The following is a 25,614-nucleotide window of genomic DNA, read 5'->3' on the forward strand; positions in this document are numbered from 1 at the left end:
AATTAAGCCTCAAGTTTTTCAATTTCATCAAGCCATATACGACTACAAGTATCTGATGGCATACGCCAATCGCCACGAGGTGAAACACAGATAGATCCTACCTTTGGACCATCTGGTAAACAGGAACGTTTGAATTGTTGATTGAAGAAACGGCGATAGAATGTTTTAAGCCATTTAAGAATTGTGGCATTGTCATAAACATCTTTAAATGCAACTTGTGCTAAGAAGTATATTTTAGTAGGTCTATAACCGAAACGAATCATATGATAAAGATAGAAATCATGGAGTTCATATGGTCCGACTAAGTCTTCTGTTTTCTGTGCAATTTTGCCTTCACTGTCTGGTGGAAGAAGTTCTGGACTTACTGGTGTTTCTAAAACATCAATTAAAATTTCTTGTACAAGTGGTTCGCTTTCGAAGTGAGCCACATAATCAATGAGGTAACGTACTAATGTTTTTGGAATAGAAGCGTTGACTGCATACATTGACATATGGTCTCCATTATAAGTTGCCCATCCTAAAGCAAGTTCAGAAAGGTCACCTGTACCGATTACTAAACCATTTGTTTGGTTTGAGAGATCCATTAAGATTTGTGTACGTTCTCTAGCTTGAGCATTTTCATAAGTGACATCATGTGTTGTAAGATCATGTCCAATGTCTTTGAGGTGTTGTTTGGCAGATTCTACAATAGAAATTTCACGTACAGTGACACCAAGTAATTTCATAAGGTTGATGGCATTATTATAAGTACGGTCTGTTGTACCGAAACCAGGCATTGTAACACCCACAATACTTGTAAGCGGTTTGCCGAGAATTTTAGCAGCTTTTACACAAACTAAAAGGGCAAGAGTAGAGTCCAGTCCGCCTGAAATACCTAAAACAAAAGTTTGAGCCTTGGTATGGGCCATACGATGTGCAAGACCATGTGCTTGAATATCAAAAATATGCTTGCAGCGTTCTTTACGCATGGCTTCATCATTAGGTACAAATGGTTTAGGATCCACAAAGCGGTTAAATTCAAAATCAGATGTTTGAAGTTCAAATTCAATTGTTTTATAATTTAAAGCATTTAAAATAGCATCTGAGTGTGTATGATTTTGTTTAATACGTTCTTTTTGAAGACGTTCTAAATCAATAATGCCGTATAAAAGATCATTTTCTCTAGGGAAAAGCTCGGATTCGCTAATGCAGTAACCATTTTCATAAATGAGTTTATGCCCGCTAAATACAACATCGGTTGTCGATTCATCTACGCTTGAAGAAGTATAAATATAAGCTGACATTGTTTTAGCAGATTGTTGAGCAAGTAACTCATGGCGATATTGATTTTTACCAACGATTTCATTACTAGCAGATGGATTCACAATAAGTGTTGTACCATTTAAAGCATGAAGTGTACTTGGTGGTAACATTGTCCATAAGTCTTCACAGATTTCAATGCCTAATTTAAAGTAAGGAATATTAGTTGCTTTAAATAAAAGTTGGCTAGAAATTGGGACCTGTTTTTGACCTGCATAATTTGTATATTGTAACTGCATATCGAGTCCAGAGTTGAACCAACGTTTTTCATAGAATTCGCTATAGTTAGGAAGATATGATTTAGGAACCATACCTAAAATTTTACCTTTATGGATGACCATAGCAACATTATATAAATGATTATAGTGTGTAATTGGTGCACCTATAATAATAAGTTGTTCATTTATTTTTGTAGCTTCTAGAAGTTGAACAACTGCGTTTTCACATTCTTCTAAAAGTGTTGTTTGTAAAAATAAATCTGAGCAAGTGTAGCCAGTCATACAAAGTTCTGGGAATAAAACAACACTTGCACCTTCTGAAGTGCTTTGTGCAATACAGTTTAAAATTTGTTCGACGTTATAGTGACAGTCTGTAACTTGAAGTGAAGGTGTTGCAGCACAGACCTTTAAAAAATGGTAATCCATTTATCAAGCTCCTTATCTTTCACACACTAAGGTGTTTGGTGTAAATTCATAGTATAAACTATATGAATATTATACTATAAGATTATACGAGAGTATAGTAATGCAACCGTAAAGGTCGATTTGTTGCATTTTCTATTATATAATTTACCTTGATTTTTAAAAATAATACCTTTTTATAGTAGACTATGGTTTTATATTTAATAAGAACATAAATAAGGAGTAGACCAGATGGACACATTGATATTTGCAGCAAATGCAATTTTACCTATTATTATTTTGATTATCTTAGGATATTATTTAAAGCAACGCCATTTTTTTGAAGATGAATTTTTAAAAGTAGCCAATAAGCTTGTATTTAAAGTAGCTTTGCCAACTTTACTTTTTTATAACGTGTATAATATTCAAGATTTAAAGACTATGCAGGGAGATATTATTTTATTTGCAGTGATGATGATCTTGATATTATTTGGTTTAGGATTATTAACCAGTCTATTGTTTATTCCCAAGACAAAGCAGAAAGGTGTTATTTTACAATGCGTATTTCGTTCAAATTACGCGATTATAGGTATTACATTAGCTGAATCTATTGGCGGAGAAGCTGCTGTAGCTATGGCTGCTATTTTATCAGCTTTTAGTATTCCGCTATTTAATGTTTTGGCAGTTGTAGCGCTTTCTTTATTTGGCGCAGATGAAAAGCAAGTCTCTATAAAACAAGTGTTAAAAGGCATTTATAAAAATCCATTAGTCCGAGGTGTTTTTTTAGGTTTCGTATGCCTTGTGATACGCTTATATATACCGGTTAATTCAGAAACACATTTACCAGTTTTTGGTTTAAAATATGATTTACCATTTCTTTATAAAGCCTGCAAAAGTCTTAGTCAATTAGCATCACCGCTTGCTTTAATTGTCTTAGGCGGACAGTTTCAGTTTTCAGCAATCAAATCACTGAAAAAGATCATCATTGGTACAAGTTGGCGACTGGTTTTAGCACCACTACTGGCTTTAAGTTGTGCAGAGATTTGTTCAAACCATCTCGGAATAATTCATTTAACGGCGGTAGATTATCCAGCACTTATTGCATTATTTGGTTCACCAGTAGCTGTATCAAGTGCCATTATGGCAGGTGAAATGGGGGCGGATGAAAAGCTAGCAGGGCAGCTTGTGGTGTGGACAAGTTTGTTTTCTATGTTAACATTGTTTATTATTGTTAGCATCTTTAAAGGAATTGGCATTTTAAGTTAGGAACTGGAAATAATTTAATATTATACTACTATAAACGTGCATAAATGTACCCAATTAATTACCAACAGATTAAAGGAATAATATTCCAATATAAAAGGGTATACTTTCTCCTATGCAACACCTCGGTGTTTAAAAATATTTTGAATTGAAATCCCTTTTATTGCTTGCTCATAAATCCAAGTTATTTCAAGGCGTTTCACTTCATTTCTAGCCTGCTTGAATCCCTTACTAAATCCTAATGACATGCCTTGAACTTCTAGTTCACAGTATAGATACTGCATAGTATCAATAAGCACATATATCGTTTTATTCCTCTTATTGTATGAATCTGATATTTATCAAAGCTTAATCGTCTTTTTGTTTCTCTAAAAAATGTTTCAATAGGCCATCTTTTAAGATAATGATTTAAAATCTGTTTAGTAGACAGTTCAGTATCTAGCCTAATAAAACATTTTAAAGCATGCTTATTCCAAAGAGCATTTTCAAGCCAACTCATAATAATCTTTATCTTTTTGAATCCATTTATTCTACCAAGATAGGTATATGTATAATAGGTCTTACCCTTGAATGTCACCAAGTCAAGTTCATGTTGCTTAAGTGTTTTAATAAAGTCATTAATTTTTATACCATCTTTTCTATGACCTCTAGGGAAGATTTTACGATTAGATTTTAGAGCACCAAGATAGTTAAACCCTATCTGAGTTGCAGCATTAAATAATGCCGCACAACTATACCAACTATCAGCTAAAACATAGCCTTTGTTAACTGGATGCTGGAGCTCTTTTAATAGGTTTGCAGCTATTTCTATTTTACTGGACGCATCTTTTTGATTCATACGGGAGTACAAGGTCTCCACATCGAAGCATAACAGTAACAAACTGATGACCATATACTGTTTTTCTTTTTAAATGGGAGTTATGAAATGAACATATTTTTGGCCTTTGACGAGGGCACTGTTTTCTCGTTAACCGTATCATCAATAATAATGTAAATCGGTTCGTGAGTATCTTTCAAATGTTGCCATATACGCTTAATAGTGTACCTTTTCATTTCCTGAAATAGCAAAGATTCATCCCATGAACTTTTGTTAAGAAATCTGGAAATTGTTGTGCGATGTTTTTCAATATTAAATTCATTTACATCTGCAATTTTACCATTAAAACCTTTGATCATCATTCATTTATGAAATCTCCTTATGATTATGGTTTTTGTCGACTTAATTATATCAAGAGATGTCATAAATGTTTTTTATTTTGCTCAAAATCGTACTGGAAAATTATTGGAACTAATTTTGCACGTTTATAGTATAAGTAAAGAATTAGAATAAATGTAAAAAGGGCTATGGTTCAAGTAATCAGTTAGATTAGTTGGATGATAACTCTATTTTTATGCAAATATTGAAGATTGTTAAATAACATATTATGATAAGTTTTACTTATAACGAGTGAAAACAAATAGGTATTTTTAGAGCGCAAAAATTATTGATAGAATAACAAAAAGAAGTATATATTTTATTTTGGCTCATCACCAAAATGTGTGCTTGACAGCCTAATTATTAAGTAAAAACTCACTATTACATTCTAGATAGATACGATACTCATAACTTTGTCTATTTCTTAAGAAATAACTTGTACGTTGAAGTGCTTTGATTTTATTATTTTTACCTTCAACAGCAGCATTTGTAAAACAGCATTAATGATAGTTGGTAATTTCAGATTTCCAATTCTTGAAAGTTTTTAAGGCTTTAGTTATTTTAAGAATGCCTAAGGTTTCACCATACTCAATCCATTTTATGGCATTTGTTTTATTGCTATAAGTATACCATTTAATTAGAGCTTCTTTAAACCAATAAGATTCTTTTAATTCAAAGTTGTAGGATTCTTTCAAGTAAAGTTTGTTCAGCCTTAGTAAGAGAATCATTACGTCTTTCTAAAAGTTTCTTGTTTTGCTTAAGAAATTTAGATTGGTAAGTATTTAATTTTTTACTAACTCTTTTTCGAATTGAATGTAAAGCATCTGTTATATAACGATTTACATGAAAGCGATTTGCTACGCGAATAGCGGTAGGAAAACTTCTTTAGCAAAGTTATGATAACTTTTTGTTAGATTCATCACTATTGCAAAAGGTGACACTATATTAATAATCTCACATAGATTTTTATTAGTGATTAATTCATTATACTTACGTTCACGAACAACTGTTAAAAGTGTGCCATTTCTTAAATTATGAATACCAGTGTTATAAGTATGTCCTTAGTAAAATTTAAGCCGTATTCACTACAAGTTAATCTAATAGTCGGCAAAATGAGTATCGTATAATTTTCAAATAAATCAAGGTGTCTTACATGTCTAGGTTTAGATTTACCACGTCTGATAGATAGTATGGATATTTCCACAGATAAGACATGACTGATGTAAATCTGTAGGTTCTAGGGTAATATACACTGTATTTTCAATAGGTTAAGTAATATGAGTAATAAATACCCCTTGAAGATTTTATAGTGTATTGATATCATGTAAGTGCATCTGGAGTCCTCCGTGTTTAAGTTTGTTCGCACTTACTAGAGTACATGACCCCAGATGTATTTTTTATCTGTAAAATTTGGTATTTAGTTTGTCAAGCACAGTTCATGGTGATGAACCTTCATTTTTGTATTTTAATGACAGGGAGGAATAGACATGGGAAGAGGCATTAGTACACGATGTTTGCACTTAGAAGAAACAGAAACAAAAATAGAACATTATGGGGCACTGAGTTATCCAATTTATCAAACAGCTACCTATGCACATGCCGGAGTGAGGCAAAGCACTGGGTATGATTATAGTAGGTTACAAAATCCTACGAGGGAGCAGCTTGAAAAAGTGGTTGCTAGTCTTGAAGGCGGTATAGATGCCATTGCACTTTCTTCGGGAATGGCATCTATTTCACTTTTGATGGAGATTTTTAAACCAGGAGATCATCTGATTGTAGAGTCAGATCTTTATGGCGGCAGTATGCGTCTTTTTGATAGTGTTTCAAATAAAAATGGACTTACATTTTCTTATGCAAATTGTTATAAGGAGGATATTAGTCAATATATCACACCAAATACAAAAGCCATTTATATTGAAACGCCAACTAATCCAATGATGAATGTGGTGGATATTGAAAAAATAGCAAAGATTGCTAAGGAAAACAGCTTACTTTTAATAGTAGATAATACATTTTTATCACCTTATTTTCAAAATCCCCTTAAGTTAGGTGCTGATGTGGTAATTCATAGTGGTACCAAATTTTTAGGTGGGCACAATGATACATTGGCAGGTTTTATCATTACAAACCGAGAAGAGATTCGTGATAAGCTGAGATTTTTAATCAAAACCACAGGCGCAGGACTTTCACCATTTGATAGCTGGCTTATTTTAAGGGGGATTAAAACTTTAGGGGTACGTATGGAACAGGCACAAAAGAATGCGCTAGCTATTGCCAACTGGCTCAAGGAGCAAGAAATTGTGGCAAAAGTTATTTATCCTGGTTTACCGGAGCATCCGGGATATCATATTATTCAGAAACAGGCGAGAGGTTTCGGGGCTATGATTACATTTAATGTGGATACCAAAGCACATGCCCTTGCTATCCTCGAAAAAGTAAAGATGATTAAGTATGCAGAAAGTCTAGGGGGGTTGAAACACTGATTACTTATCCTGCAACACAGACTCATGCGGATGTACCTGAAGAAGTAAGAATTAAAAATGGTATTACAGATAGTACGTTAAGACTTTCAATTGGGATAGAAGATCTAGCAGATTTAATAGCAGAGCTGGGGCAGGTGTTTAGTCAAATTCAGTAAGAAAAGAGGGAGTTTATGGCGGAGAGAAACTTAAACTTTGATGAAATAATAGATAGACGCAATACAGATTGTTTAAAGTATGATTTTGCAAAAAGACGGGGGATGCCAGAAGATGTATTACCATTATGGGTTGCTGATATGGACTTTAAAGTGTCATCTTATATAGAAGAAGCATTAGTGAAGCGTTCGAGAGACGCTATTTTTGGCTATAGTGAGGTGCAGACACCTTATTTTGAGATTGTAGCAGATTGGATGCGTAGGCATCACCAGTGGGAAGTCAAAGAAAATTGGTTAATTAAGACACCTGGTGTGGTCTTTGCATTAGCTATGGCAGTTAAAGCCTATACTAACGTAGGCGATAAGGTGCTTATTCAGCAGCCGGTTTATTATCCTTTTTCAGAAGTCATAGAAGATAATGACAGAATTGTGGTAAGCAATGACTTGTATTTAGGAGAAGACAATAAGTATCATATTGATTTCGAAGATTTTGAGTATAAAATTCGTGAGCATCATATTAAATTATTCTTCTTATGTAGTCCACATAATCCTGTAGGTAGAGTATGGACCAAAGAAGAACTGATTAAAATAGGAGATATTTGTTTGAAATATGGTGTCATTGTGGTGAGTGATGAGATTCATAATGATTTTATATGGAATGGTGATCATCATATCTTTGCTTCATTAAAAAAAGAGTATGAGGACATTGCCATTGTTTGTACATCGCCTAGTAAAACCTTTAATCTTGCAAGTATGCTCATTTCTAATATTTTTATTCCGAATATGAGGTTAAAGTACAAGTTTAGAAAACAAGTGAATGCAGCGGGTATTAGTCAGTTGAGTGTGTTTGGGCTCATAGCTTGTGAAACAGCTTATACAGAAGGTGAAGAATGGTACCAAGCTATGCTTGCGTATATTAAGTCAAATATTGATTATGTGAAGGAATATGTGAATAAGTATTTAAAAAATGTAAAGTTAATTGAGACTGAAGGGACCTATTTAGTTTGGTTAGATTTTCGCAAGACAGGAATTGAAGCTGATGAACTTGATAAAAAATCATATATGATGCCAAATTGTGGCTAGATAGTGGTAGAATATTTGGTAACCGAGGTAAGGGATTTCAGCGTATTAATGTGGCTTGTCCACGCGCTATATTAGAAGAGGTATTAGAGCGAATCAAAAAGATATTAGGAGAATAAAGAGGGATATAGATGACAATATTACAGCTAAAATATGTGATTGCACTTGCAAACTCGCATTCTATGCGAGAGGCGGCCAGTAAATTATATATTTCACAGCCTGCACTCTCAGCAACGATAAGAGAATTAGAAGAGGAATTAGGCATTAAAATTTTCGAAAGAAATAATAAGGGTATTATATTAACAAAAGATGGATTAGAATTTTTACCTTATGTGAAACAGGCAGTAAGTCAATATGCTATTATTGAAACAAGGTACATAGAGAGCAGACGGAAAAAGGTACTTTTTTCCGTCTCAATGCAGCACTATGTATTTGCAGTGCATGCCTTTATTAAGACTGTCAAACAGTTTGCTTTTCCGAAGTATACATTTTCAGTGCATGAGACAAAAACAGATGAGGTTTTAGGGAATGTAAGGGATATGGTTAGTGAAATAGGCATTGTCTCTTATTCAAGAAGTAATGAGAATATTTTAAAGAAGTTATTCCGTGAATATCGATTACAATTTTTTCCATTAATGACGAGAGAAACATTTGCTTATGTATGGAAGCAACATCCTTTGGCCCACTTACAGGAAGTTTCAGTAGAGGATTTAGCAGAGTATCCTTGTATTTCCTTTGATCAAAATAGTCAAAATGAGTTTTATTTATCAGAGGAAGCGCTAGGAGATTATGACTTTACAAAGTTAATCAAGTCCAATGATAGAGCCACCTCAGCAGAGATGATGGCAGGATTGAATGGGTATTCTATCGGAACAGGGATTATGACAGATAGTGTAGCCTTAACAGATGGTTTTGTATGTATCAAATTAAAAGAAGAAGATCCTTTAACCATAGGGTATATTATTAGAAAGAATCATAAGCTTAGTGAAATGGGAGAGAAATACATCGAAGAATTAAGTAAATACAAGGAATAGGAGCCGAAAGGCTCCTATTTTAGTATAAGGAAAAGTGATTATGAGCGATTATGAGAAGTGATTGATAGGAAAAAGTGATAACAAACGATAAATTTGCAGTAATTTTCTAGCATCAAATTGTATGCTAACATGATTTCACTGATTCAGAATACTTATTTCGAAAGGAGCATGTGTATGATTTGGAAACATATCAAAAAAGTAAGTTGTATCGTTTCTGTGATAGGCGCTATTTTAATAGATCGTCTCATACCTAATTCAGTGGAACAGCCTCAGGCAAATGCAACTTATTTTTTGTATTTTTTATACATTGTTGGGACATTATTTGTCGCAGTGTATATCACAGCATTATTTCACGAGGGTGTTTCAAAAAAATTAGAAGAAACGAGTCCATTAATCGCAGGAGGTATTTTAATACTTAATATCATCAATATCGTGTGTAGTAAGTTGGCGCTGTTACCAGTTTTGTTCTTTCCATCATTAGACCGGGTGTTTGGTGTATTTGTAAATGATAGGGTGTTGATGCTGGAATGTATTTTATCATCTGGTAGATTATTAGTCATTGGATTTGTCATTGGCGCATTATTAGGGTTTATAACTGGATTACTATTAGGATTCAATAGAAAAATAGCGTATTGGGTGAATCCATTGACGAAGGTTATAGGACCTATTCCAGCAACTTCATGGTCGCCACTTGTATTATCCTTATTTAGTACCTCTTATCAAGCGGCAGTGTTTATGATAGCTCTTTCAGTGTGGTTCCCTATAACGGTCATGACAAGTAGTGGTATACAAAATATTCAACAATCCTATTTTGAAGTAGCAGATACTTTAGGGGCCGGTAAGCTTTATAAAGTATTTAGAGTTGGTGTACCAGCGGCTATGCCAAGTATATTTTTAGGACTCTTTTATGCGACAACTGGTGCATTTATTACTTTAGTGACAGCAGAAATGTTCGGTTGTAAATCAGGAATAGGCTGGTATTTGAATTGGCAGAAAAGCATGATGCTTTATGCCAATGTTTATGCAGGACTTATACTGTTAGCAGTTTTGTGTAATTTAATTATTAAGATTCTTTTTAAATTCAAAGATCGAATCTTAATTTGGCAAAAGGGTGTGATTAAGTGGTAGGAGAAATCAAAATAGAAAATGCTTCAAAATATTTTAACAATCCGGATGGCTCAATATTAACAGCTTTAAATGATGTCAATCTGACAGTAAGGTCTGGTTCATTTATTTCATTAATTGGGCCTTCAGGATGTGGTAAAACCACATTGCTTCGTGCTATTGCAGGCCTCAATTTAGTAGATGAGGGAACCATTTATATTGATCAGGAACCCATAACGAAACCGGGACATGATCGTGGTTTTGCATTTCAACAGGCCAATTTGTATCCGTGGCTTTCTATAGAAAAGAATATATCTTTTGGATTAAAAGCTAGAAGAATCTATCAATCGAAAAAAGAGGATGTGGCTAAATACATTGAAATGGTTGGTTTAAAAGGTTTTGAGAATGCCTATCCCCATCAACTTTCTGGTGGTATGAATCAAAGAGCTTCTCTTGCAAGAGCATTGGTGGGGCATCCGAAAGTATTGCTTTTAGATGAACCATTAGGTGCATTAGATGCTTTTACAAGAATGAATATGCAAGATGAAATTTTGCGCATCTGGAAAGAGCATGAAATGACCATGATTATGGTGACACATGATGTAGATGAAGCTGTCTATTTATCTGATCAAGTTGTGATTATGACACCAAGACCAGCAAAAATAGAACAGGTTATTGATATCGAGCTAGGAAGGCCTAGAGCAAGAGGCAGTAATGATTTTTTGAAATATAGAACAAAAATACTAGAAATACTTAATTTTGCAGGAGAGAATAAGGAACCTGAATATTATCTATAATTACGGAGGGATTGACTATGATGAGAAACGTATTAAGGATAGGTGTGATAGCAGCTTTAGCACTTTCCATGATAACAGGCTGCAATAGCTTAAGTGAAACAGCAGCAGATAGTAATTTAAAAGAGACTGTCAAAATATTAAACAATAAGGAAAGTTTATGTCTTGCACCGGTGCATATAGCCATTATAAATGGTTATTTTGATGAGGAATTTGAAGCTATAGGACAAAAATATGAAATTGTGGTTTCAAATATTGATACAGTTACAGAACAAGTGACAAGTGGTGAAATTAATGCAGGCTATGGGCTTACAGGTACATTAATGCAGCCTATTTCCAATGGATTGCCTATCTCTTTTGTCACAGGATTACATAGAGGATGTACGAAGTTTTATGTGAAAAATGGTTCGGGTATTGGGCGATTAGAAGATTTGAAAGGGAAAACAGTAGGTGTGTCTTCGCTCTCTGATTCAGCCTGATTCAGTTAAAAAGAAAGCTCTATGAGCTTGGATTAAATGTAAATGGTAGTAATGCAGATGTTCAATTTGTGACTTATGCCATGACGGATTTGCCAACAGCACTTGATAATGGCGGGGTTGATGCCATAGGTATTCATGATCCAGTGGCTTATAATGCAGAGAAAAACTATGATTTTATTAAGATATTAGATATTGGTGAGGATGAGAAATTCTCCAAAGAATATTGCTGCCAGGCTTATGTCTCACAGAAATTAATTACGAATAATCCAGAAGGGGCAGCTGCTTATGCTAGAGCTATTCAAAAGGCGGCAGCATTTGTTCAGGCATGTCCAGAAGAAGCAGCAAGATTACAAGTAGAAAATGGCTACATGCCATCAGAAAGTAATGACGATATTGTGAGATATGGTGAGATTCTTGCAAGTTTAAACTATGAACCATCTGTTTCATTAGGTAAAGAAACCTTTAAAACTTCATTTGAGGATTTACAGAAAACAGGAGATTTAGATCCTTCCCTTAATTTAGATGAGTTTATAAAAAAGGTATATCCAGGTATAGAAGGTGTGCCAAATTCAATTACCTATGATAAAGATAGCAAAGTATTTACAGAAAACAAAGCGTCATAAAAAATGGGGGATAAATGATGAAAATAAATAAAGTAATTAATGGAATTGTATTGTTATTATCTATAAGTATTATATGGGGAGTTTTAACATTTGCCCATGTATGTCATGAAATGAAGGGTATGGTACCTGCTTGCTATAGTACGAAAATAGGGGCACTTATTTTAAGTGTATTAGTAGGGAGTTTATCGTTATTTATTGTTTTTGCAAAGCAAAAGCAATTATGGTATGTGCTCTTTATCGTACGTTTTATACTCAGCTTAGCAATTATAGGACTTCCTATTGTGATTGCACCAGTTTGTGAAATGAAAACCATGCATTGCTATGTATATACAAGGCCATTTTTAATCTTAACTGGCGTGATTCTTATAGGTATCCAGCTAATCAGCTTGATAACTGTGACCATTTCAAAGGGTAAAGCTAATGAGATATGAGATATACGCATAAGTTAGTTCTTAAAAGTATGCAAGCAAAGCCTTATCGTAGCATTGGACTTATTATGATAGCACTAATTTTATCGGCTGTTATGGTATTTGGAAGTTTGTTAGCAATCGGTATAAAAAATGGCAGCCAAAATGTTGTGGCGCGCATGGGGGCAGATTTAATCATTATTCCAGCAGGGAGCAAAGGTGAGTTAGAAGGGATGCTTTTGACAACACAAAAGGGATACTTTTATATGGATGCATCCCTTCTTGAAAAGGTAAAAGCAATTAAGGGAATAGCAAAAGCATCCCCTCAAACCTTTCTGATGACATTAGAGGCCTCATGTTGTGATCAGGCAGTACAAATAGTAGGGATTGATTTGGATTCGGATTTTACAATTACGCCATGGATTCATAAACAATATAGAAAGTCTATTGAATCAGGTGCTATAGTGATTGGCAGTCGGGTTACATTAAAAGAAGATGACAGGTTTTTGATGTTTGGAAAGAAGTATGTTGTTGCGGCAGCATTAGGTGAGAGTGGTTCTTCTATGGATACAACCGTTTATGTGAATATAAAAGAAATACAAGGTCTATTAAATGCTGCAAAGGCGGTCCATCAAGGGTTAATAGAAGAGGTTGATGAAAAGAGTATTTCAGCAATTATGGTCAAACTCGCTGAAAATGAAAATATTAATGCAGTGGTTGCAAGGTTATCAGAAATAAAAGGCATTGAAATCGTCACATCAGATGCTATTTCTAGAAAATTATCCAATGAGCTAAAGGGAACCTATATTTTTGAAGCTTTTTTAGTAGGCATAATGTTTATTATAGGTTTTCTTATTTTTTACATGATTTATGATATGACAATGAATGAACGAAGAGAGGAAGTCATAGCACTACGCATTGTAGGCATGAGCAGAAAAATGGTAAAACAGTTTTTACTTGAAGAAACCTTAGTAATCGCCAGTATAGGAGCTGCTTTGGGAACGGCTTTTGGGCTGTTAGTCTTTATGACAATGTTCCAACTGATGATTCATAAAATTGGCTTACCATTTGTGATGCCTTATGTAGCTGAGATAATCATTGTAAGTATCAGTAGCTTTATAGTAATTACCCTATCAGGACCATTTAATACATTAAAAACTGTGCAAAAAATTTGTCCTGAATATATTTATGGGGATGAAAGAAAAGGTGAATAACGATGGAGATTAGACTTGAGCATATCCATAAAATATATAAGCGTGGTAGCCGTCAGCACATAGTACTTAAAGATATTAATATGACTATTCCAACAGGTAAATTACTTGTTTTAGAAGGTAAAAGTGGCAGTGGTAAGAGTACACTGCTTAATATTATTGCAGGACTAAGTAAACCTACAGAAGGTATGGTTTATTATGACAAAACGAGTATTTCATGGTTAGATGAGTGTCAGAAGGCAGAGCTAAGAAGGTCTAACGTTGGAATAGTCACGCAGGATAGTGGATTAGTTCCATATTTGACGGTTTCTGAAAATATCAATCTATTAAATGATATTTGTAATAAGCATGTGACTAAGGCGGATCAGTTAGCTTTTGGCGAAAAATTATTAGAGAACTTAGGACTTGCAAGCTTAAAGAATGAATATCCTTCTAATTTATCCGGTGGTGAGATAAAAAGAGTAGCTATTGCGAGAGCTTTAGTTGGAAAACCTAAAATACTTATCATGGATGAACCCACTGCAAACCTTGATAAGGATAATGTAGAAAAGGTTTGGAAACTGATTAGAAGTCATACAGATCAAGGCAGTACGGTAATTGTTGCAACCCATGAAAGTGACGCAAATAAGTATGCGGATGTGCGTGTATATTTAAAAATGTAGTACAATAAGTAGAGGTTATAACTAATGATAAAATCTACTGAATTTTCAAAAACTGAGTGCTGTGATAGGATATAGTTAATCCCAAAGAGATAAAAATTATATCAGTTTTTTAAGATAAAGGAGGAAAAAATATGAGTAAAATTAAAGAAAATGCATTGGAATTAATAGGTGGTACACCATTACTAAAATTAAATGGTTATACAAAGAAAAAAGGTATTAAGGATGCAACAATCCTAGCTAAGTTAGAATACTTAAATCCAGCTGGCTCAGTCAAAGATAGAGTAGCACTTGCCATGATTGAAGATGCTGAAAAACAAGGTCTCTTAAAGGAAGGTGCAACAATCATTGAACCAACTAGTGGGAATACAGGAATAGGGCTTGCAGCAGTAGCAGCAGCCAAGGGGTATAGAGCAATTCTCACATTACCAGATATCATGAGTGTAGAGAGAAGAAATCTTTTAAAAGCTTATGGTGCAGAAATCGTCCTTACAGAAGGCGCTAAAGGTATGAAAGGTGCGATTGCAAAAGCAGAGCAACTTCATGAAGAAATCGAAAACTCAGTGATTCTTGGTCAATTTAGTAATCCTTCTAATCCAAAGATTCATAAGGAAACAACAGGACCAGAGATTTGGGAACAGACAGAGGGTAAGGTAGATATTTTCGTAGCTGGTATTGGTACAGGTGGAACGATTACAGGTGTTGGAGAATATTTAAAAGAGAAAAATCCAAATGTAAAAGTAGTTGCAGTAGAGCCTGCTACTAGTCCAGTACTTTCTAAAGGAACAGCTGGCCCACATAAAATTCAAGGTATTGGTGCAGGGTTTGTACCAGAAATATTAAATACACAAGTTTATGATGAAGTGATTGCAATTGAAAATGATGATGCTTTTGCTGAAGGCAAGGCTTTTGCAGTATCTGAAGGGATTCTTGTAGGTATCTCATCTGGAGCAGCACTTAAGGCGGCAGAATTATTAGCTGCTAGACCAGAAAATAAGGGAAAAGTAATTGTTGCACTTTTACCTGACTCAGGTGACCGTTATTTATCTACACCATTATTTAATAATTAATAGTTCATAGAAATTTGGCTGATATGACTCAAAATTATTACAGAAGCAGTGGCAGAAAGAAGGTGGGATATGCATAATACATATGAAAACTTAAAAAATTCACATCCATGTTTTGGAGGACATAAAAACAATGCAGGTAGAATTCACTTACCTGTTAGTCCAGGATGTAATATAGCATGTAGATTTTGTGATCGCACAATAAATGATGTGGAAGAAAGACCAGGTGTCACTTCAAAAGTGTTAAAGCCTGAAGAATGTTCAGACATTTTACAAAAAGCATTAGAAATATGTCCGGATATTAAAGTAGTAGGCATTGCAGGGCCAGGTGATACACTGGCTTCTGACAATGCACTAAAGGTATTTAAAATTGTTAAAGAAAAATTTCCAGATTTAATTAAATGTATGAGTACAAATGGTCTACTTTTAAATGAACGTGCAGATGAAGTGATTGATATGGGCATAGATTCATTAACAGTTACAGTAAATGCCGTTGATCCAGAGATAGAAAGCAAGCTGAATGCTTATATTATCTATCATGGTGAAAAAATTGAAGGCATAGAAGGGGCAAAAATTCTCATTAAGAATCAACTAGAAGGTATTAAAAAGATAGCGGCTGCTGGTATTACTGTAAAAGTCAATACGGTATTAGTGCCTGAAATCAATGGTGAACATATTGAAGAGATTGCAAAAACAGTTAAGGAAGTAGGCTCAAAAATATATAATATTATTCCCCTTATACCACAACATGAATTAAAAGATTATAAAGCACCTACATGTGCCCAAATCGATGCAGCAAGAATAGCAGCTTCCAAATATATTGATGTATTTAGACATTGTCAGCACTGTAGAGCAGATGCAGTTGGTGTTCCAGGAAAATCAGAATTTGGAGATCAAGTTTATCAAAGGAGACTAAGGGTGAAGGAGACGTTTTCACATGGATAATGATCAGTATTTCATTGCAGTTGCTTCCAGTGATGGTTTAGTTGTCAACAGTCATTTTGGAAGAGCACACTGTTTTTATATCTATAAAGTTTCTAATGATGATACAGTGCAGCTCATTGAAAGAAGAGCAGTTGTTCCTATATGTGATGGTGGCAATCATAATAATGATAAACTTTATGAGAACTTATTAAAGCTAAAGGATTGCAGTTATTTATTAGTAAGCAGAATTGGTAATCAAGCAGCTTATATGGCAGAAAATATGGGGATTATCCCTATGGAAATTCCAGGTGTCATAGAAGAGGCGATTATTGAATTAATAAAATACAAAAAATAAAAAACTTATTTATATAGAGGAAGGAAGATAGCATGAGTGAACTTAGACAAATTGCAATTTATGGAAAAGGTGGCATTGGAAAATCAACAACTACACAAAATTTAACAGCAGGGCTTTGTGAACATGGTAAGAAAGTTATGGTTGTAGGATGTGACCCTAAAGCAGATTCTACAAGACTTTTATTAGGGGGCTTAGCACAAAAAACTGTACTTGATACCATTAGAGAAGAGGGAGAAGATATTGCCCTTGATAGAATTTTAAAAGAAGGCTATGGCGGTACAAGATGTGTGGAATCTGGTGGACCTGAACCAGGTGTAGGATGCGCTGGTAGAGGAATCATTACATCCATCAATATGCTTGAAAACCTTGGGGCATATACAGAAGACTTAGATTATGTTTTTTATGATGTATTAGGCGATGTTGTCTGTGGCGGTTTCGCAATGCCAATCAGAGAAGGCAAAGCAAAAGAAATTTATATTGTAGCTAGTGGTGAAATGATGGCACTTTATGCAGCTAATAATATTTCAAAAGGTATTCAGAGATATGCAAGAACTGGTGGCGTAAGACTTGGGGGAATTATTTGTAATTCTAGAAATGTAGACCGTGAACTTGATCTTCTTAGAGCTTTTGCCAAAGAACTTGGTACAAAACTTTTATACTTCGTACCGAGAGATAATATTGTACAACATGCAGAAATTAATAAAAAGACAGTTATTGAATATAGGCCAAATTCAAATCAGGCACAAGAATATAGAAATCTTGCACAGGCAGTTATTGAAAATAAAGACTTTGTGATTCCAACACCTATGACGCAAGAAAGACTTGAGGAAATCCTAATGGAATATGGCATGATGGAACTTGCAGATGATTACAAAATCTAATGAGGAATCTAATTATTTGGAGAAAGGATGGAATAAACATGGGAAAAGTGAATCATTCAATTGCGGAACTTGTAGGCAAAACGCCTCTTCTTGAACTTGTAAATTATGAAAAGAAACATAATCTTGCAGCAAAGATTTTAGTTAAATTAGAGTATTTTAATCCTAATCAAAGTGTCAAGGATAGAATAGCCTTAGCGATGATTGAGGATGCTGAAAAAAAGGGACTTTTAAAACCAGGTTATACCGTTGTGGAGACAACCAGTGGTAATACAGGGATTGGCTTAGCTGCAATCGTGGCATCCAAGGGCTATAAATTCCGTGTATATATTCAGGATAATGTAAGCAAGGAACGTTTTCAGGTCATTAAAGCTTTTGGCGGGAAGGTCATTAAGCTTTCAGATGAACCTGCTATAGCTAAAGTACTTAAAGAAACAAATGGAGACTTTGTTGCAGCGATTAAAGTGCTCCGTGAAGAAATTCTTGCAAAAGAAGAAAATATTTATTTCGTAGATCAAGTATCTAATCCAGCTAATCCGGGTGTTCATGAAGTCACAACAGGACCTGAAATATGGGAGGATACAGAGGGAAACGTCGATATTTTCGTAGCTAATGTTGGTACAGGTGGCACCATATCAGGTACTGGAAAATATTTAAAACAAAAGAATCCAGATATCCAAATTGTAGCGATTCAGCCAGGGGTGAACTCACTGCCTAGTGAAACTAATCCAGAGCCTGAAGAAATTACAGGTGTTCATGCATTTGAAGGTGTACCTGTAGAAAGAATTCCGGCTACGATGAATCTTGATATTTATGATGAAAAATATGAAGTAGAAACAATAGAAGCTTATACTGCTGCAAGAGAGGTGGCTAAAACAGATGGTATTTTAATAGGTACATCCTCAGGTGCGGCAATATATGCAGCAACACAGCTTGCTAAAAGAACTGAAAATAAAGGTAAGACAATTGTTGCCATACTTCCAGATACAGGGTTAAGATACCTTTCTACGAATTTGTTTAATGAGGAATATTTAGGATAGGAGTGAAAATATGGCAATTAATTTAAATAATTCTAATATAGCCACAAGAGAGAATCGTATTGGTTCTATTACAGGTTATGTTGGTTCATTAAAAGACTTGGCCAGTCAAAGTGAATGTGGTTCATTAAAAGGCTGTTCAAGATGTTTTTCACAATCTAGTACCTGTCTTTCAGGCTGTGCCTTAAATCAGCTTTCAGGCATTAGAGATGTTGCAATTATTCATCATGGGCCTGCGGGATGTTCTGTTGCAGGCTCATCTGCTTATTATATGTCAAGGGTTATGTCTAAGAAGCGAGGCGTTACTAGTGAAACCATTTATGTCGGCACAGATATGAATGAAAATGATACAATTTTTGGCTCTACAGAAACCCTTAGAAAAGTCATACTAGAAGTGAATAAAAGATATTCACCAAAAGCAATATTTGTATCAAGCTCTTGTGCAACAGGTATTATTGGTGAGGATATTGATAGTATTGTGGATGAAGTAAGGGATGAGGTAGCTGTTCCAATCGTTGCGGTACATTGTGAAGGTTTTAAATCAAGAATATGGGCCACAGGATTTGATATTTCAGATCATGCTGTATTACAGGAAATTGTTCAGCCACCAAGAGAAGGTGTAAAAACAAATAAGATTAATTTCAAAAACTTCTTTGAAAGTGCTAGACCTGAAATTATTGAAATGTTTAAGAACTTCGATCTTGAACCTGTATTTCTATATTGTAATTCAACCATTGAAGAGTTATCCCATCTATCAGAAAGTATTGCGACAACCTGTATTTGTGGTACTTTAGGAAATTACCTTGGTAATGCCCTTGAAGAAAAATATGGCGTGCCATATGTAAGAAGTATTAATCAATGTGGGATTATTGGCTTTGAATCATGGCTCAGAGAAATTGGTAAAGTAACAGGCCGTAGTGAAAAAATCGAAAAATATATCAAGGAGCAGCGTGCAATTTATATACCACAGATTGAAGAGGTTAAAAAAGAGCTAAAAGTCTTACAGCCGTACTTGGAATGGGGCCAGGTTATACATTTGAGGTTTCAAGGGTATTAGATGAATTAGGCATTAAAGTCGTATGGGCCCTTGCTTGGCACTATGATAAGAAATATGAAAATGGCGATGTGCCACCTTCTATGAAGTACCTTTTAGATCATGATATTGATTTTGAAGCCAGTGTTGCAGATCAACAAAATTATGAAGTGATGAATATCCTTAATAAATATCAGCCAGATATGTATTTATCACGTCATCCAGGTTCAACAGTATGGGCAATCAAGAATGGTACACCAGCTATCTATGTAGCTGACGAGTATATGATTTTTGGTTATAAACATACTTTAGAATTTGCAAATACTATTTTAGATGCTGTTAAAAATAGAAGTTTTGAGAAAAACCTTGCCAATAGAACAAAGCTGCCATATACAGATTGGTGGTATAAACAAAATGTGGATGCATTTCTTGAGGAGGTGAAATAATGGCAAAGTTATTAGATAAACAAAGATATAAATGTGCACTTGGGGCGATGCAAACTGTGCAAGCCATTGAAAGAGCACTTCCAGTATTACATTCAGGACCAGGATGTGCACAAAAACTTTCAGATACAACAGGGAGTTCAGGGTATTTTTCACCTAATATCTTTCCTTGTACCAGCATTAATGAGAAGGATGTTGTATTTGGGGGTGTAAAGAAGTTACATTCTACAATTGATAATGCATTAAAGGTCATAGATGCAGATTTATATGTGGTGCTTACAGGATGTATTCCTGAAATTGTAGGGGATGACTCTGGTGAGGTGGTCTCTGAATTTCAAGAAGCAGATAAACCAGTCATTTATGCACCAACAGCTGGCTTTAAAGGCAATAATTATAAAGGACATGAGCAGGTTGTAGATGCAATTATTGAACAATATTTAAAGAAATCAGAAGTGAAGCAAAAAGGATTAGTGAATATATGGGCGGATGTGCCTTATCAAGATTTATTCTGGCTTGGTAATATTAGAGAACTTGAAAAGTTAATTGCTGAAATTGGACTTATACCAAACACAATTTTTGGATTCAGACGTGGTATTGAGAATATAAACAAAATACCAGAAGCAGAGTTTAACCTTCTTGTGTCACCTTGGGTTGGTATTGGTAATATGAAAAAAATGGAGAAGAAGCTTGGCATACCATATTTACACTATCCAGTACTGCCAATCGGTGCAACAGAAACCAGTAAGTTTTTACGTGAAATAGGCAAATTTGCAGGCATTGATGCAGACAAGGTTGAATCTGTCATTAAAGAACATGAAGACTATTATTATTATTTAATTGAAAGATATGCTGATTTATTCCTAGAAAACAGGGTTATTAATAAACAGTTCACGGTAGTAGCAGATGCCCAATATACATTAGGAATTACTAAATTCTTAGTGAATGATTTAGGACTTATTCCAGCAAAACAATTTATTGTAGATGATACACCAAAGAACTTTAGAGAGCAGATTACAGAAGAATTTAAAAAACTCAATTATGGCATAACAGCAGAAGTTTCATTTGAAACAGATGGTTATAAGATTCATGAAGCAATAAAGCAGCATGATTATCATGGCTATCCATTAGTACTTGGCGGGTATTATGAAAAAGAAGTTACAGAGGCGTTAAAAGGGAACTTCCTTAATATTTCATGGCCTGTACAGGATAAGGTCGTATTAGATGATTTTTATGTGGGTTATACAGGTGGTATTCGATTAATTGAAGATATTTATACTGTAGCTGTTCAGCGATTTAATTAGTTGATCTGTCTGGGAAAAACTATCATTCCCAGACTATTATTAAAAGAAAGGCTAATAAGGAAGTGGGGAGATGGCGTATAAAGTAGCAGTGGGTTCATCAAATGGTGAAATGGTAGATTTAAAGTTTGGTGAAGCTTCAAAATTTATGATTTATGAAGTGGATGGCGAGCAGTTTAAACTTCATGAAATGAGACAGGTTTTGACAAATCCAGTTAGTAAAGAGGGGTTAGATTCTATAGCATGCAGCAAGAATGAATGTGGGAAAAATGGATGTGCAGGGAATGGTCGTGGATGTAATGGTGCATCAGATGTTGTGGAAAAAGTGACATTAATTGAAGATTGCAGATGTGTAGTTTGTCAAAAGGTTGGTTTTCAGGCCCAAAAGCAATTGGAAAGAAAGGCAATATCAGTTTTTGACGTGACGTGTTTAGTTTCTGAAGCATTAAGTAAAATAGCATATTATTACAATAAGTTAGATCGTCATGAATCATTAAGGAAAAAGTGAAACTAACTGTAAAGATCAGTTAGTTAATTTTGTAATGATAATTCATACTATTTATCTAGGAATGAGGTGAAAGCGTGGTAGTTACGACCAGAGGAAAAAATGCACTAAAGATTATGTTGGATTTATCCTTGCATCAAGAGGAGGGATTTATAAAACTCAAGGATATAGCAAAACGTCAAGAGGTTTCAGAAAAGTATTTAGAACAGATTGCTTCTATATTACATAAGGCTAGAAAAATAAAAAGTTCTAGAGGGGCTAATGGCGGATATTGTTTGATAAAAAAACCTGATTGTTACACGATTGGAGAAATCATTAAAAGCCTAGAGGGAGATATCGCTTCAACAGATTGTACATATAACGCTGAAAGTAGCTGCACAAATAGGGATAACTGTTTTTGTTATCCCTTATGGATTAAGCTGGATAAAGCAATAAATAATGTACTTGAAAATACAACATTACAAGATCTTATTGACTGGAAGAGGGGAGCAGCTCAGTAGATGAGATGAAAGGAGAATGAATATGAGTCAATTAGTTTATTTAGACAATGCAGCAACAACACAAGTAAAAGAAGAAGTTTTAGAAGAAATGTTACCATTTTTTAGAGAAACCTACAGCAACCCTTCAGCTGTATATAGCTTTGCACAAAATGGCAAAAAAGCAGTTGAAAAGGCTAGGAAACAAGCGGCAGATTTAATTGGCGCAAAGCAGGAAGAAATATACTTTACTGCTGGTGGTAGCGAATCAGACAATTGGGCATTAAAGGCTATTGCAGAAGCTTATGAAGGTAAAGGCAAACATATAATAACAAGTAAAATTGAACATCATGCTATTTTATATACATGTGAATATCTTGAAAAAAGAGGTTTTGAAGTAACTTATCTTGATGTAGATGCAGATGGAAAGATTGTAATTGAAGAGTTGAAAAAAGCTATTCGTAAAGATACTATTCTTATTTCAATTATGTCAGCCAATAATGAGATTGGGACAATTCAGCCTCTTGCAGAAATTGGACGTATTGCCCATGAAAAGGATATTATTTTCCATACAGATGCTGTCCAAGCCTATGGACATATTCCACTTAATGTAGATGCAATGCATATTGATATGTTATCAGCAAGTGGGCATAAATTAGGTGGACCGAAGGGAATTGGTTTACTCTATATTCGAAGTGGGATTAAAATCAAATCATTTATTCATGGCGGCGCACAAGAACGTAGTCGTAGAGCTGGAACCCATAATACACCAGGTATCATTGGTATTGGAAAAGCTGCTGAACTTGCAGGAAAGAATATGAATGAGAACATTCAAAAAGAAACAGCGCTTAGAAGTCATTTAATAGAACGTGTACTAAGTGAAATACCACATGTGAAATTAAATGGCCACCCTACAGATCGTTTACCTGGAAATGCCAATTTCAGTTTCCGATTTGTAGAAGGAGAGTCTATCTTAATTTTATTAGATCAGTTAGGCATATGCGCTTCAAGTGGTTCAGCATGTACATCGGGTTCATTAGATCCAAGTCATGTGCTTTTAGCCATTGGATTACCTCATGAAATTGCGCATGGTTCTCTTAGACTTCTTTATCTGAAGAAACAACTCTAGAAGAAGTAGATTTTGTTGTAGATGAATTAAAAAGGATTATTGAGCGATTAAGAAATATGTCACCATTATATGAGGATTATTTAAAAAGTAAGGCATAGCCTTATTTTTTTTGTGCAAACTTATATATTTGAATAGTTTATACAAGTGTTTATTTTGTTATATAATATCGTGATATATAGGGTGATTAGATTGGGTTTTGTTAAGGCAGAGTGTCAGTAAAATGAAAAAGTGGGTGATAATTGGATTTTGGTATGCCAATTTTAATTGAACATAGGCGTTTAGAGGAGAGTGTGAACCTCTGTAAGCAATTAAAACTGAAGTTTATTGAACTGAATATGAATTTACCTTTATATCAAATAGAGGTACTTAAAAACATCAATCGTTTCAAACAGATTCAAGAAGAAAATGATATTTATTTTACAATACATTTAGATGAAAACTTAAATGTATGTGATTTTAATTAAACTGTCGCAACAGATTATAGAGAGGCTATTAAAAGTACTATAGCCGTTGTGCATGCGCTACAAATTCCTATTTTAAATATGTATATGAATCATGATGTTTACTTCACCAGATAAGAAGGTGGAGGCTTTTTGAACAATATCAAGATGTTTATATGGCGTCTATGGAAAGATTTATAGATATGTGTTAATCAGAGATTGGTACGGCAGATTTATATATTTGTATTGAGAATACAGATGGCTTTCATATATATGAACAAACAGCTATAGAAAAGATGCTTACCAAGCCAGTGGTGAGAATTTTATTGAAAGATTGCTCTTTATCTATACAAGAAAATTGGACAATGTCTGTCGGAATGTATGTTTTTGTAGGTTTAAACTATATAGGACAACGTTTCTTTACTTTTAAAACAAAAAAGTAAGGCGTAAAAAAGATTAAGTTCTAGTCTATAAGTAGGCAGCATACAATAGATATTATGAATCTGAGAGGTGCAGTGGTATGGGAATCTTTACGAAACAATGGGCGAAAGCAGCAGGTGTAAGGGCGCTTAAGACGGTAGCACAAACAGCAATTGCGACGATTGGAATAGCGGCAGCTTTAGATAGTGTTAATTGGGTAATGGTAGGGTCTACTGCAGCTTTAGCTGGGATATTATCATTACTTACAAGTATAGTAGGACTTCCAGAAGTAAAATAGTCTAAAAAAGGAACTGTCGCATTAGCTGATTTTAATCAGCTAATGCGACAGTTCCTTTTTTACTTTTTGTTGGAAATAGACTTAAAAATATGACATATAAATGAATAGAAAATCATTTGGTTTGGTAGTATAATATATATGACTTAAATAAGTAATTAATTAACTTATCTAAAATAAAATCTAAAAAACCTCACACCAGAGCAAGGGAGCATATTCTACAAGGCCTCGAATATAAAAGTCAACTAAAAATTTCATTAATAACATCACTAATGTTTAGTTACTAACTAAAATTTCCATTGACCTATACTTCTAAAATATGCTTTACAGACTTAAATAGATAATTTCTATATTTATTCAGTAAAGTTAGATGCACTAAGGATATAATTACTTAGATTGCTATTCATTTTTCCATGTTTTAGGAACTACTAAATAATGCTGTTTTATAGCATTGAATTTTGGTTACATGTTTGAATAGCTTATTTTTTATTTTACGCTTTAAATTGATTAAGCTTATCTTTATTTCAACCTTTTCAAGGGTTAATCGAAGTAATAAATAAGTTATTATACCTGTTATCATTTGAATCCTTACAGCATTTTCACTATGTCCCATAAGGGTTTTGATTTTACAATGTTGTTTAATCCACTTGAAAAATAGTTCTATGTCCCAACGTTTTTTATAAAGCCATTCTATTTCTTCTGAACTATAACACATGAGATTAGTTACAAATGTAAGCTCTTTACCTGTGGGATCTATAATCTTTAACCATATAAAAATGCTTTGTAAGATTAATGGACTCTTTACCAAGGCGTACCTTCTTATCATATATAATAGTTGAACCTGCTGGTAACAACGGCTGGGCTTTGTTACATTGTGTGATAGGTAAATCTATGGCTTCTTTAAATTTGGT

At 34.3% G+C, this 25,614-nt stretch carries 27 protein-coding genes and 3 pseudogenes; 24 read left to right on the top strand and 6 right to left on the bottom strand.

All coding sequences use genetic code 11. From position 1 onward, the window contains the following. Positions 1–2: 2 nt before the first annotated feature. Positions 3–1,943, bottom strand: coding sequence for an NAD(+) synthase (locus tag JCM14822_RS08250; protein WP_054741388.1), 1,941 nt, complete (start codon positions 1,941–1,943; stop codon positions 3–5). Positions 1,944–2,171: 228 nt separating this feature from the next. Between JCM14822_RS08250 and JCM14822_RS08255 the strand changes: the two genes are divergently transcribed. Continuing rightward, the gene (locus tag JCM14822_RS08255; RefSeq protein WP_054741390.1) at positions 2,172–3,185 is read left to right on the top strand and encodes an AEC family transporter; all 1,014 of its coding nucleotides are present in this window, start codon (positions 2,172–2,174) and stop codon (positions 3,183–3,185) included. A 110-nt stretch (positions 3,186–3,295) separates the two neighbouring features. Here the strand turns inward: JCM14822_RS08255 and JCM14822_RS22520 are convergent, their stop codons facing one another. The 4 genes and pseudogenes from JCM14822_RS22520 to JCM14822_RS24935 all read right to left on the bottom strand — a co-directional run. Beyond that, complete coding sequence (locus tag JCM14822_RS22520) at positions 3,296–3,430, bottom strand: hypothetical protein (protein WP_278287192.1); 135 nt, start codon at positions 3,428–3,430, stop codon at positions 3,296–3,298. 11 nt (positions 3,431–3,441) lie between these two features. Next, entirely contained in the window at positions 3,442–4,074 is a 633-nt protein-coding gene (locus tag JCM14822_RS08260; protein ID WP_083461335.1) for a transposase, read from the bottom strand. A gap of 26 nt (positions 4,075–4,100) precedes the next feature. After that, positions 4,101–4,361: a hypothetical protein gene (locus JCM14822_RS08265; RefSeq protein WP_054741393.1), complete on the bottom strand. Its 261-nt coding sequence runs from the start codon at positions 4,359–4,361 to the stop codon at positions 4,101–4,103. A 372-nt stretch (positions 4,362–4,733) separates the two neighbouring features. Continuing rightward, a pseudogene (locus JCM14822_RS24935) lies at positions 4,734–5,247 on the bottom strand (ISL3 family transposase); the annotation flags it as partial. Between the two features lie 617 nt (positions 5,248–5,864). Here JCM14822_RS24935 and JCM14822_RS08275 point away from each other — a divergent pair. From JCM14822_RS08275 to JCM14822_RS08380, 23 genes and pseudogenes are all read left to right on the top strand, one after another. Next, positions 5,865–7,015: pseudogene (locus JCM14822_RS08275) on the top strand (trans-sulfuration enzyme family protein). Positions 7,016–7,030: 15 nt separating this feature from the next. Further along, positions 7,031–8,095 carry a MalY/PatB family protein gene (locus JCM14822_RS08280; RefSeq protein WP_330377418.1) on the top strand — a complete coding sequence of 355 codons (1,065 nt, stop codon included), beginning with the start codon at positions 7,031–7,033 and terminating at the stop codon, positions 8,093–8,095. A gap of 128 nt (positions 8,096–8,223) precedes the next feature. Beyond that, a complete protein-coding gene (locus JCM14822_RS08285) occupies positions 8,224–9,126 on the top strand; it encodes a LysR family transcriptional regulator (RefSeq protein WP_054741397.1) in 903 nt (300 codons plus the stop codon). A gap of 174 nt (positions 9,127–9,300) precedes the next feature. Then, positions 9,301–10,254, top strand: coding sequence for an ABC transporter permease (locus JCM14822_RS08290; protein ID WP_242861453.1), 954 nt, complete (start codon positions 9,301–9,303; stop codon positions 10,252–10,254). Continuing rightward, positions 10,248–11,027 carry an ABC transporter ATP-binding protein gene (locus JCM14822_RS08295; RefSeq protein ID WP_054741401.1) on the top strand — a complete coding sequence of 260 codons (780 nt, stop codon included), beginning with the start codon at positions 10,248–10,250 and terminating at the stop codon, positions 11,025–11,027. Before JCM14822_RS08290 ends, JCM14822_RS08295 begins: the two co-directional genes overlap by 7 nt. Positions 11,028–11,044: 17 nt before the next feature. Then, complete coding sequence (locus JCM14822_RS22525) at positions 11,045–11,503, top strand: ABC transporter substrate-binding protein (RefSeq protein ID WP_054741403.1); 459 nt, start codon at positions 11,045–11,047, stop codon at positions 11,501–11,503. Further along, positions 11,503–12,126, top strand: a complete 624-nt coding sequence (locus tag JCM14822_RS22530; protein WP_278287193.1) for an ABC transporter substrate-binding protein — start codon at positions 11,503–11,505, stop codon at positions 12,124–12,126. Before JCM14822_RS22525 ends, JCM14822_RS22530 begins: the two co-directional genes overlap by 1 nt. Positions 12,127–12,143: 17 nt before the next feature. Further along, a complete protein-coding gene (locus JCM14822_RS08310; RefSeq protein WP_054741407.1) occupies positions 12,144–12,557 on the top strand; it encodes a DUF4418 family protein in 414 nt (137 codons plus the stop codon). Continuing rightward, positions 12,554–13,747, top strand: a complete 1,194-nt coding sequence (locus tag JCM14822_RS08315; protein WP_054741409.1) for an ABC transporter permease — start codon at positions 12,554–12,556, stop codon at positions 13,745–13,747. The genes JCM14822_RS08310 and JCM14822_RS08315 overlap by 4 nt, the downstream gene beginning before the upstream one ends. 2 nt (positions 13,748–13,749) lie before the next feature. Beyond that, on the top strand, positions 13,750–14,406 hold the full coding sequence (locus JCM14822_RS08320; RefSeq protein ID WP_083461337.1) for an ABC transporter ATP-binding protein: 657 nt from the start codon (positions 13,750–13,752) through the stop codon (positions 14,404–14,406). Between the two features lie 131 nt (positions 14,407–14,537). After that, on the top strand, positions 14,538–15,473 hold the full coding sequence (cysK, locus tag JCM14822_RS08325) for a cysteine synthase A (protein WP_054741411.1): 936 nt from the start codon (positions 14,538–14,540) through the stop codon (positions 15,471–15,473). A gap of 69 nt (positions 15,474–15,542) precedes the next feature. Further along, a complete protein-coding gene (locus JCM14822_RS08330) occupies positions 15,543–16,415 on the top strand; it encodes a radical SAM protein (protein WP_054741413.1) in 873 nt (290 codons plus the stop codon). Next, on the top strand, positions 16,408–16,749 hold the full coding sequence (locus tag JCM14822_RS08335) for a NifB/NifX family molybdenum-iron cluster-binding protein (protein ID WP_054741414.1): 342 nt from the start codon (positions 16,408–16,410) through the stop codon (positions 16,747–16,749). The genes JCM14822_RS08330 and JCM14822_RS08335 overlap by 8 nt, the downstream gene beginning before the upstream one ends. A 32-nt stretch (positions 16,750–16,781) precedes the next feature. Further along, positions 16,782–17,630: a nitrogenase iron protein gene (gene nifH / locus JCM14822_RS08340; protein WP_054741416.1), complete on the top strand. Its 849-nt coding sequence runs from the start codon at positions 16,782–16,784 to the stop codon at positions 17,628–17,630. A gap of 38 nt (positions 17,631–17,668) precedes the next feature. Further along, positions 17,669–18,667 carry a PLP-dependent cysteine synthase family protein gene (locus tag JCM14822_RS08345; RefSeq protein WP_054741418.1) on the top strand — a complete coding sequence of 333 codons (999 nt, stop codon included), beginning with the start codon at positions 17,669–17,671 and terminating at the stop codon, positions 18,665–18,667. Between the two features lie 10 nt (positions 18,668–18,677). Next, positions 18,678–19,721, top strand: a complete 1,044-nt coding sequence (locus JCM14822_RS08350; RefSeq protein WP_330377419.1) for a nitrogenase component 1 — start codon at positions 18,678–18,680, stop codon at positions 19,719–19,721. Then, positions 19,682–20,143, top strand: coding sequence for a nitrogenase component 1 (locus JCM14822_RS23800; RefSeq protein ID WP_330377420.1), 462 nt, complete (start codon positions 19,682–19,684; stop codon positions 20,141–20,143). The genes JCM14822_RS08350 and JCM14822_RS23800 overlap by 40 nt, the downstream gene beginning before the upstream one ends. After that, positions 20,143–21,441, top strand: a complete 1,299-nt coding sequence (locus JCM14822_RS08355) for a nitrogenase component 1 (RefSeq protein WP_054741420.1) — start codon at positions 20,143–20,145, stop codon at positions 21,439–21,441. Before JCM14822_RS23800 ends, JCM14822_RS08355 begins: the two co-directional genes overlap by 1 nt. 70 nt (positions 21,442–21,511) lie before the next feature. Beyond that, positions 21,512–21,946: a NifB/NifX family molybdenum-iron cluster-binding protein gene (locus JCM14822_RS08360; protein WP_054741422.1), complete on the top strand. Its 435-nt coding sequence runs from the start codon at positions 21,512–21,514 to the stop codon at positions 21,944–21,946. 74 nt (positions 21,947–22,020) lie between these two features. Beyond that, the gene (locus JCM14822_RS08365; protein ID WP_054741424.1) at positions 22,021–22,443 is read left to right on the top strand and encodes an RrF2 family transcriptional regulator; all 423 of its coding nucleotides are present in this window, start codon (positions 22,021–22,023) and stop codon (positions 22,441–22,443) included. A 22-nt stretch (positions 22,444–22,465) separates the two neighbouring features. Beyond that, positions 22,466–23,646: pseudogene (gene nifS / locus JCM14822_RS08370) on the top strand (cysteine desulfurase NifS). A 141-nt stretch (positions 23,647–23,787) separates the two neighbouring features. Then, a complete protein-coding gene (locus JCM14822_RS08375; RefSeq protein WP_054741426.1) occupies positions 23,788–24,012 on the top strand; it encodes a hypothetical protein in 225 nt (74 codons plus the stop codon). A gap of 496 nt (positions 24,013–24,508) precedes the next feature. Next, positions 24,509–24,706, top strand: coding sequence for a holin (locus JCM14822_RS08380; protein ID WP_054741429.1), 198 nt, complete (start codon positions 24,509–24,511; stop codon positions 24,704–24,706). 415 nt (positions 24,707–25,121) lie between these two features. On the opposite strand, the gene JCM14822_RS08385 is transcribed toward JCM14822_RS08380, so the two are convergent. Continuing rightward, on the bottom strand, positions 25,122–25,511 hold the full coding sequence (locus JCM14822_RS08385) for a transposase (protein ID WP_054741431.1): 390 nt from the start codon (positions 25,509–25,511) through the stop codon (positions 25,122–25,124). Between the last annotated feature and the right edge of the window lie 103 nt (positions 25,512–25,614).

Origin of the sequence: Cellulosilyticum ruminicola JCM 14822 (assembly GCF_001311925.1) — a bacterium.
GTDB lineage: Bacteria > Bacillota > Clostridia > Lachnospirales > Cellulosilyticaceae > Cellulosilyticum > Cellulosilyticum ruminicola.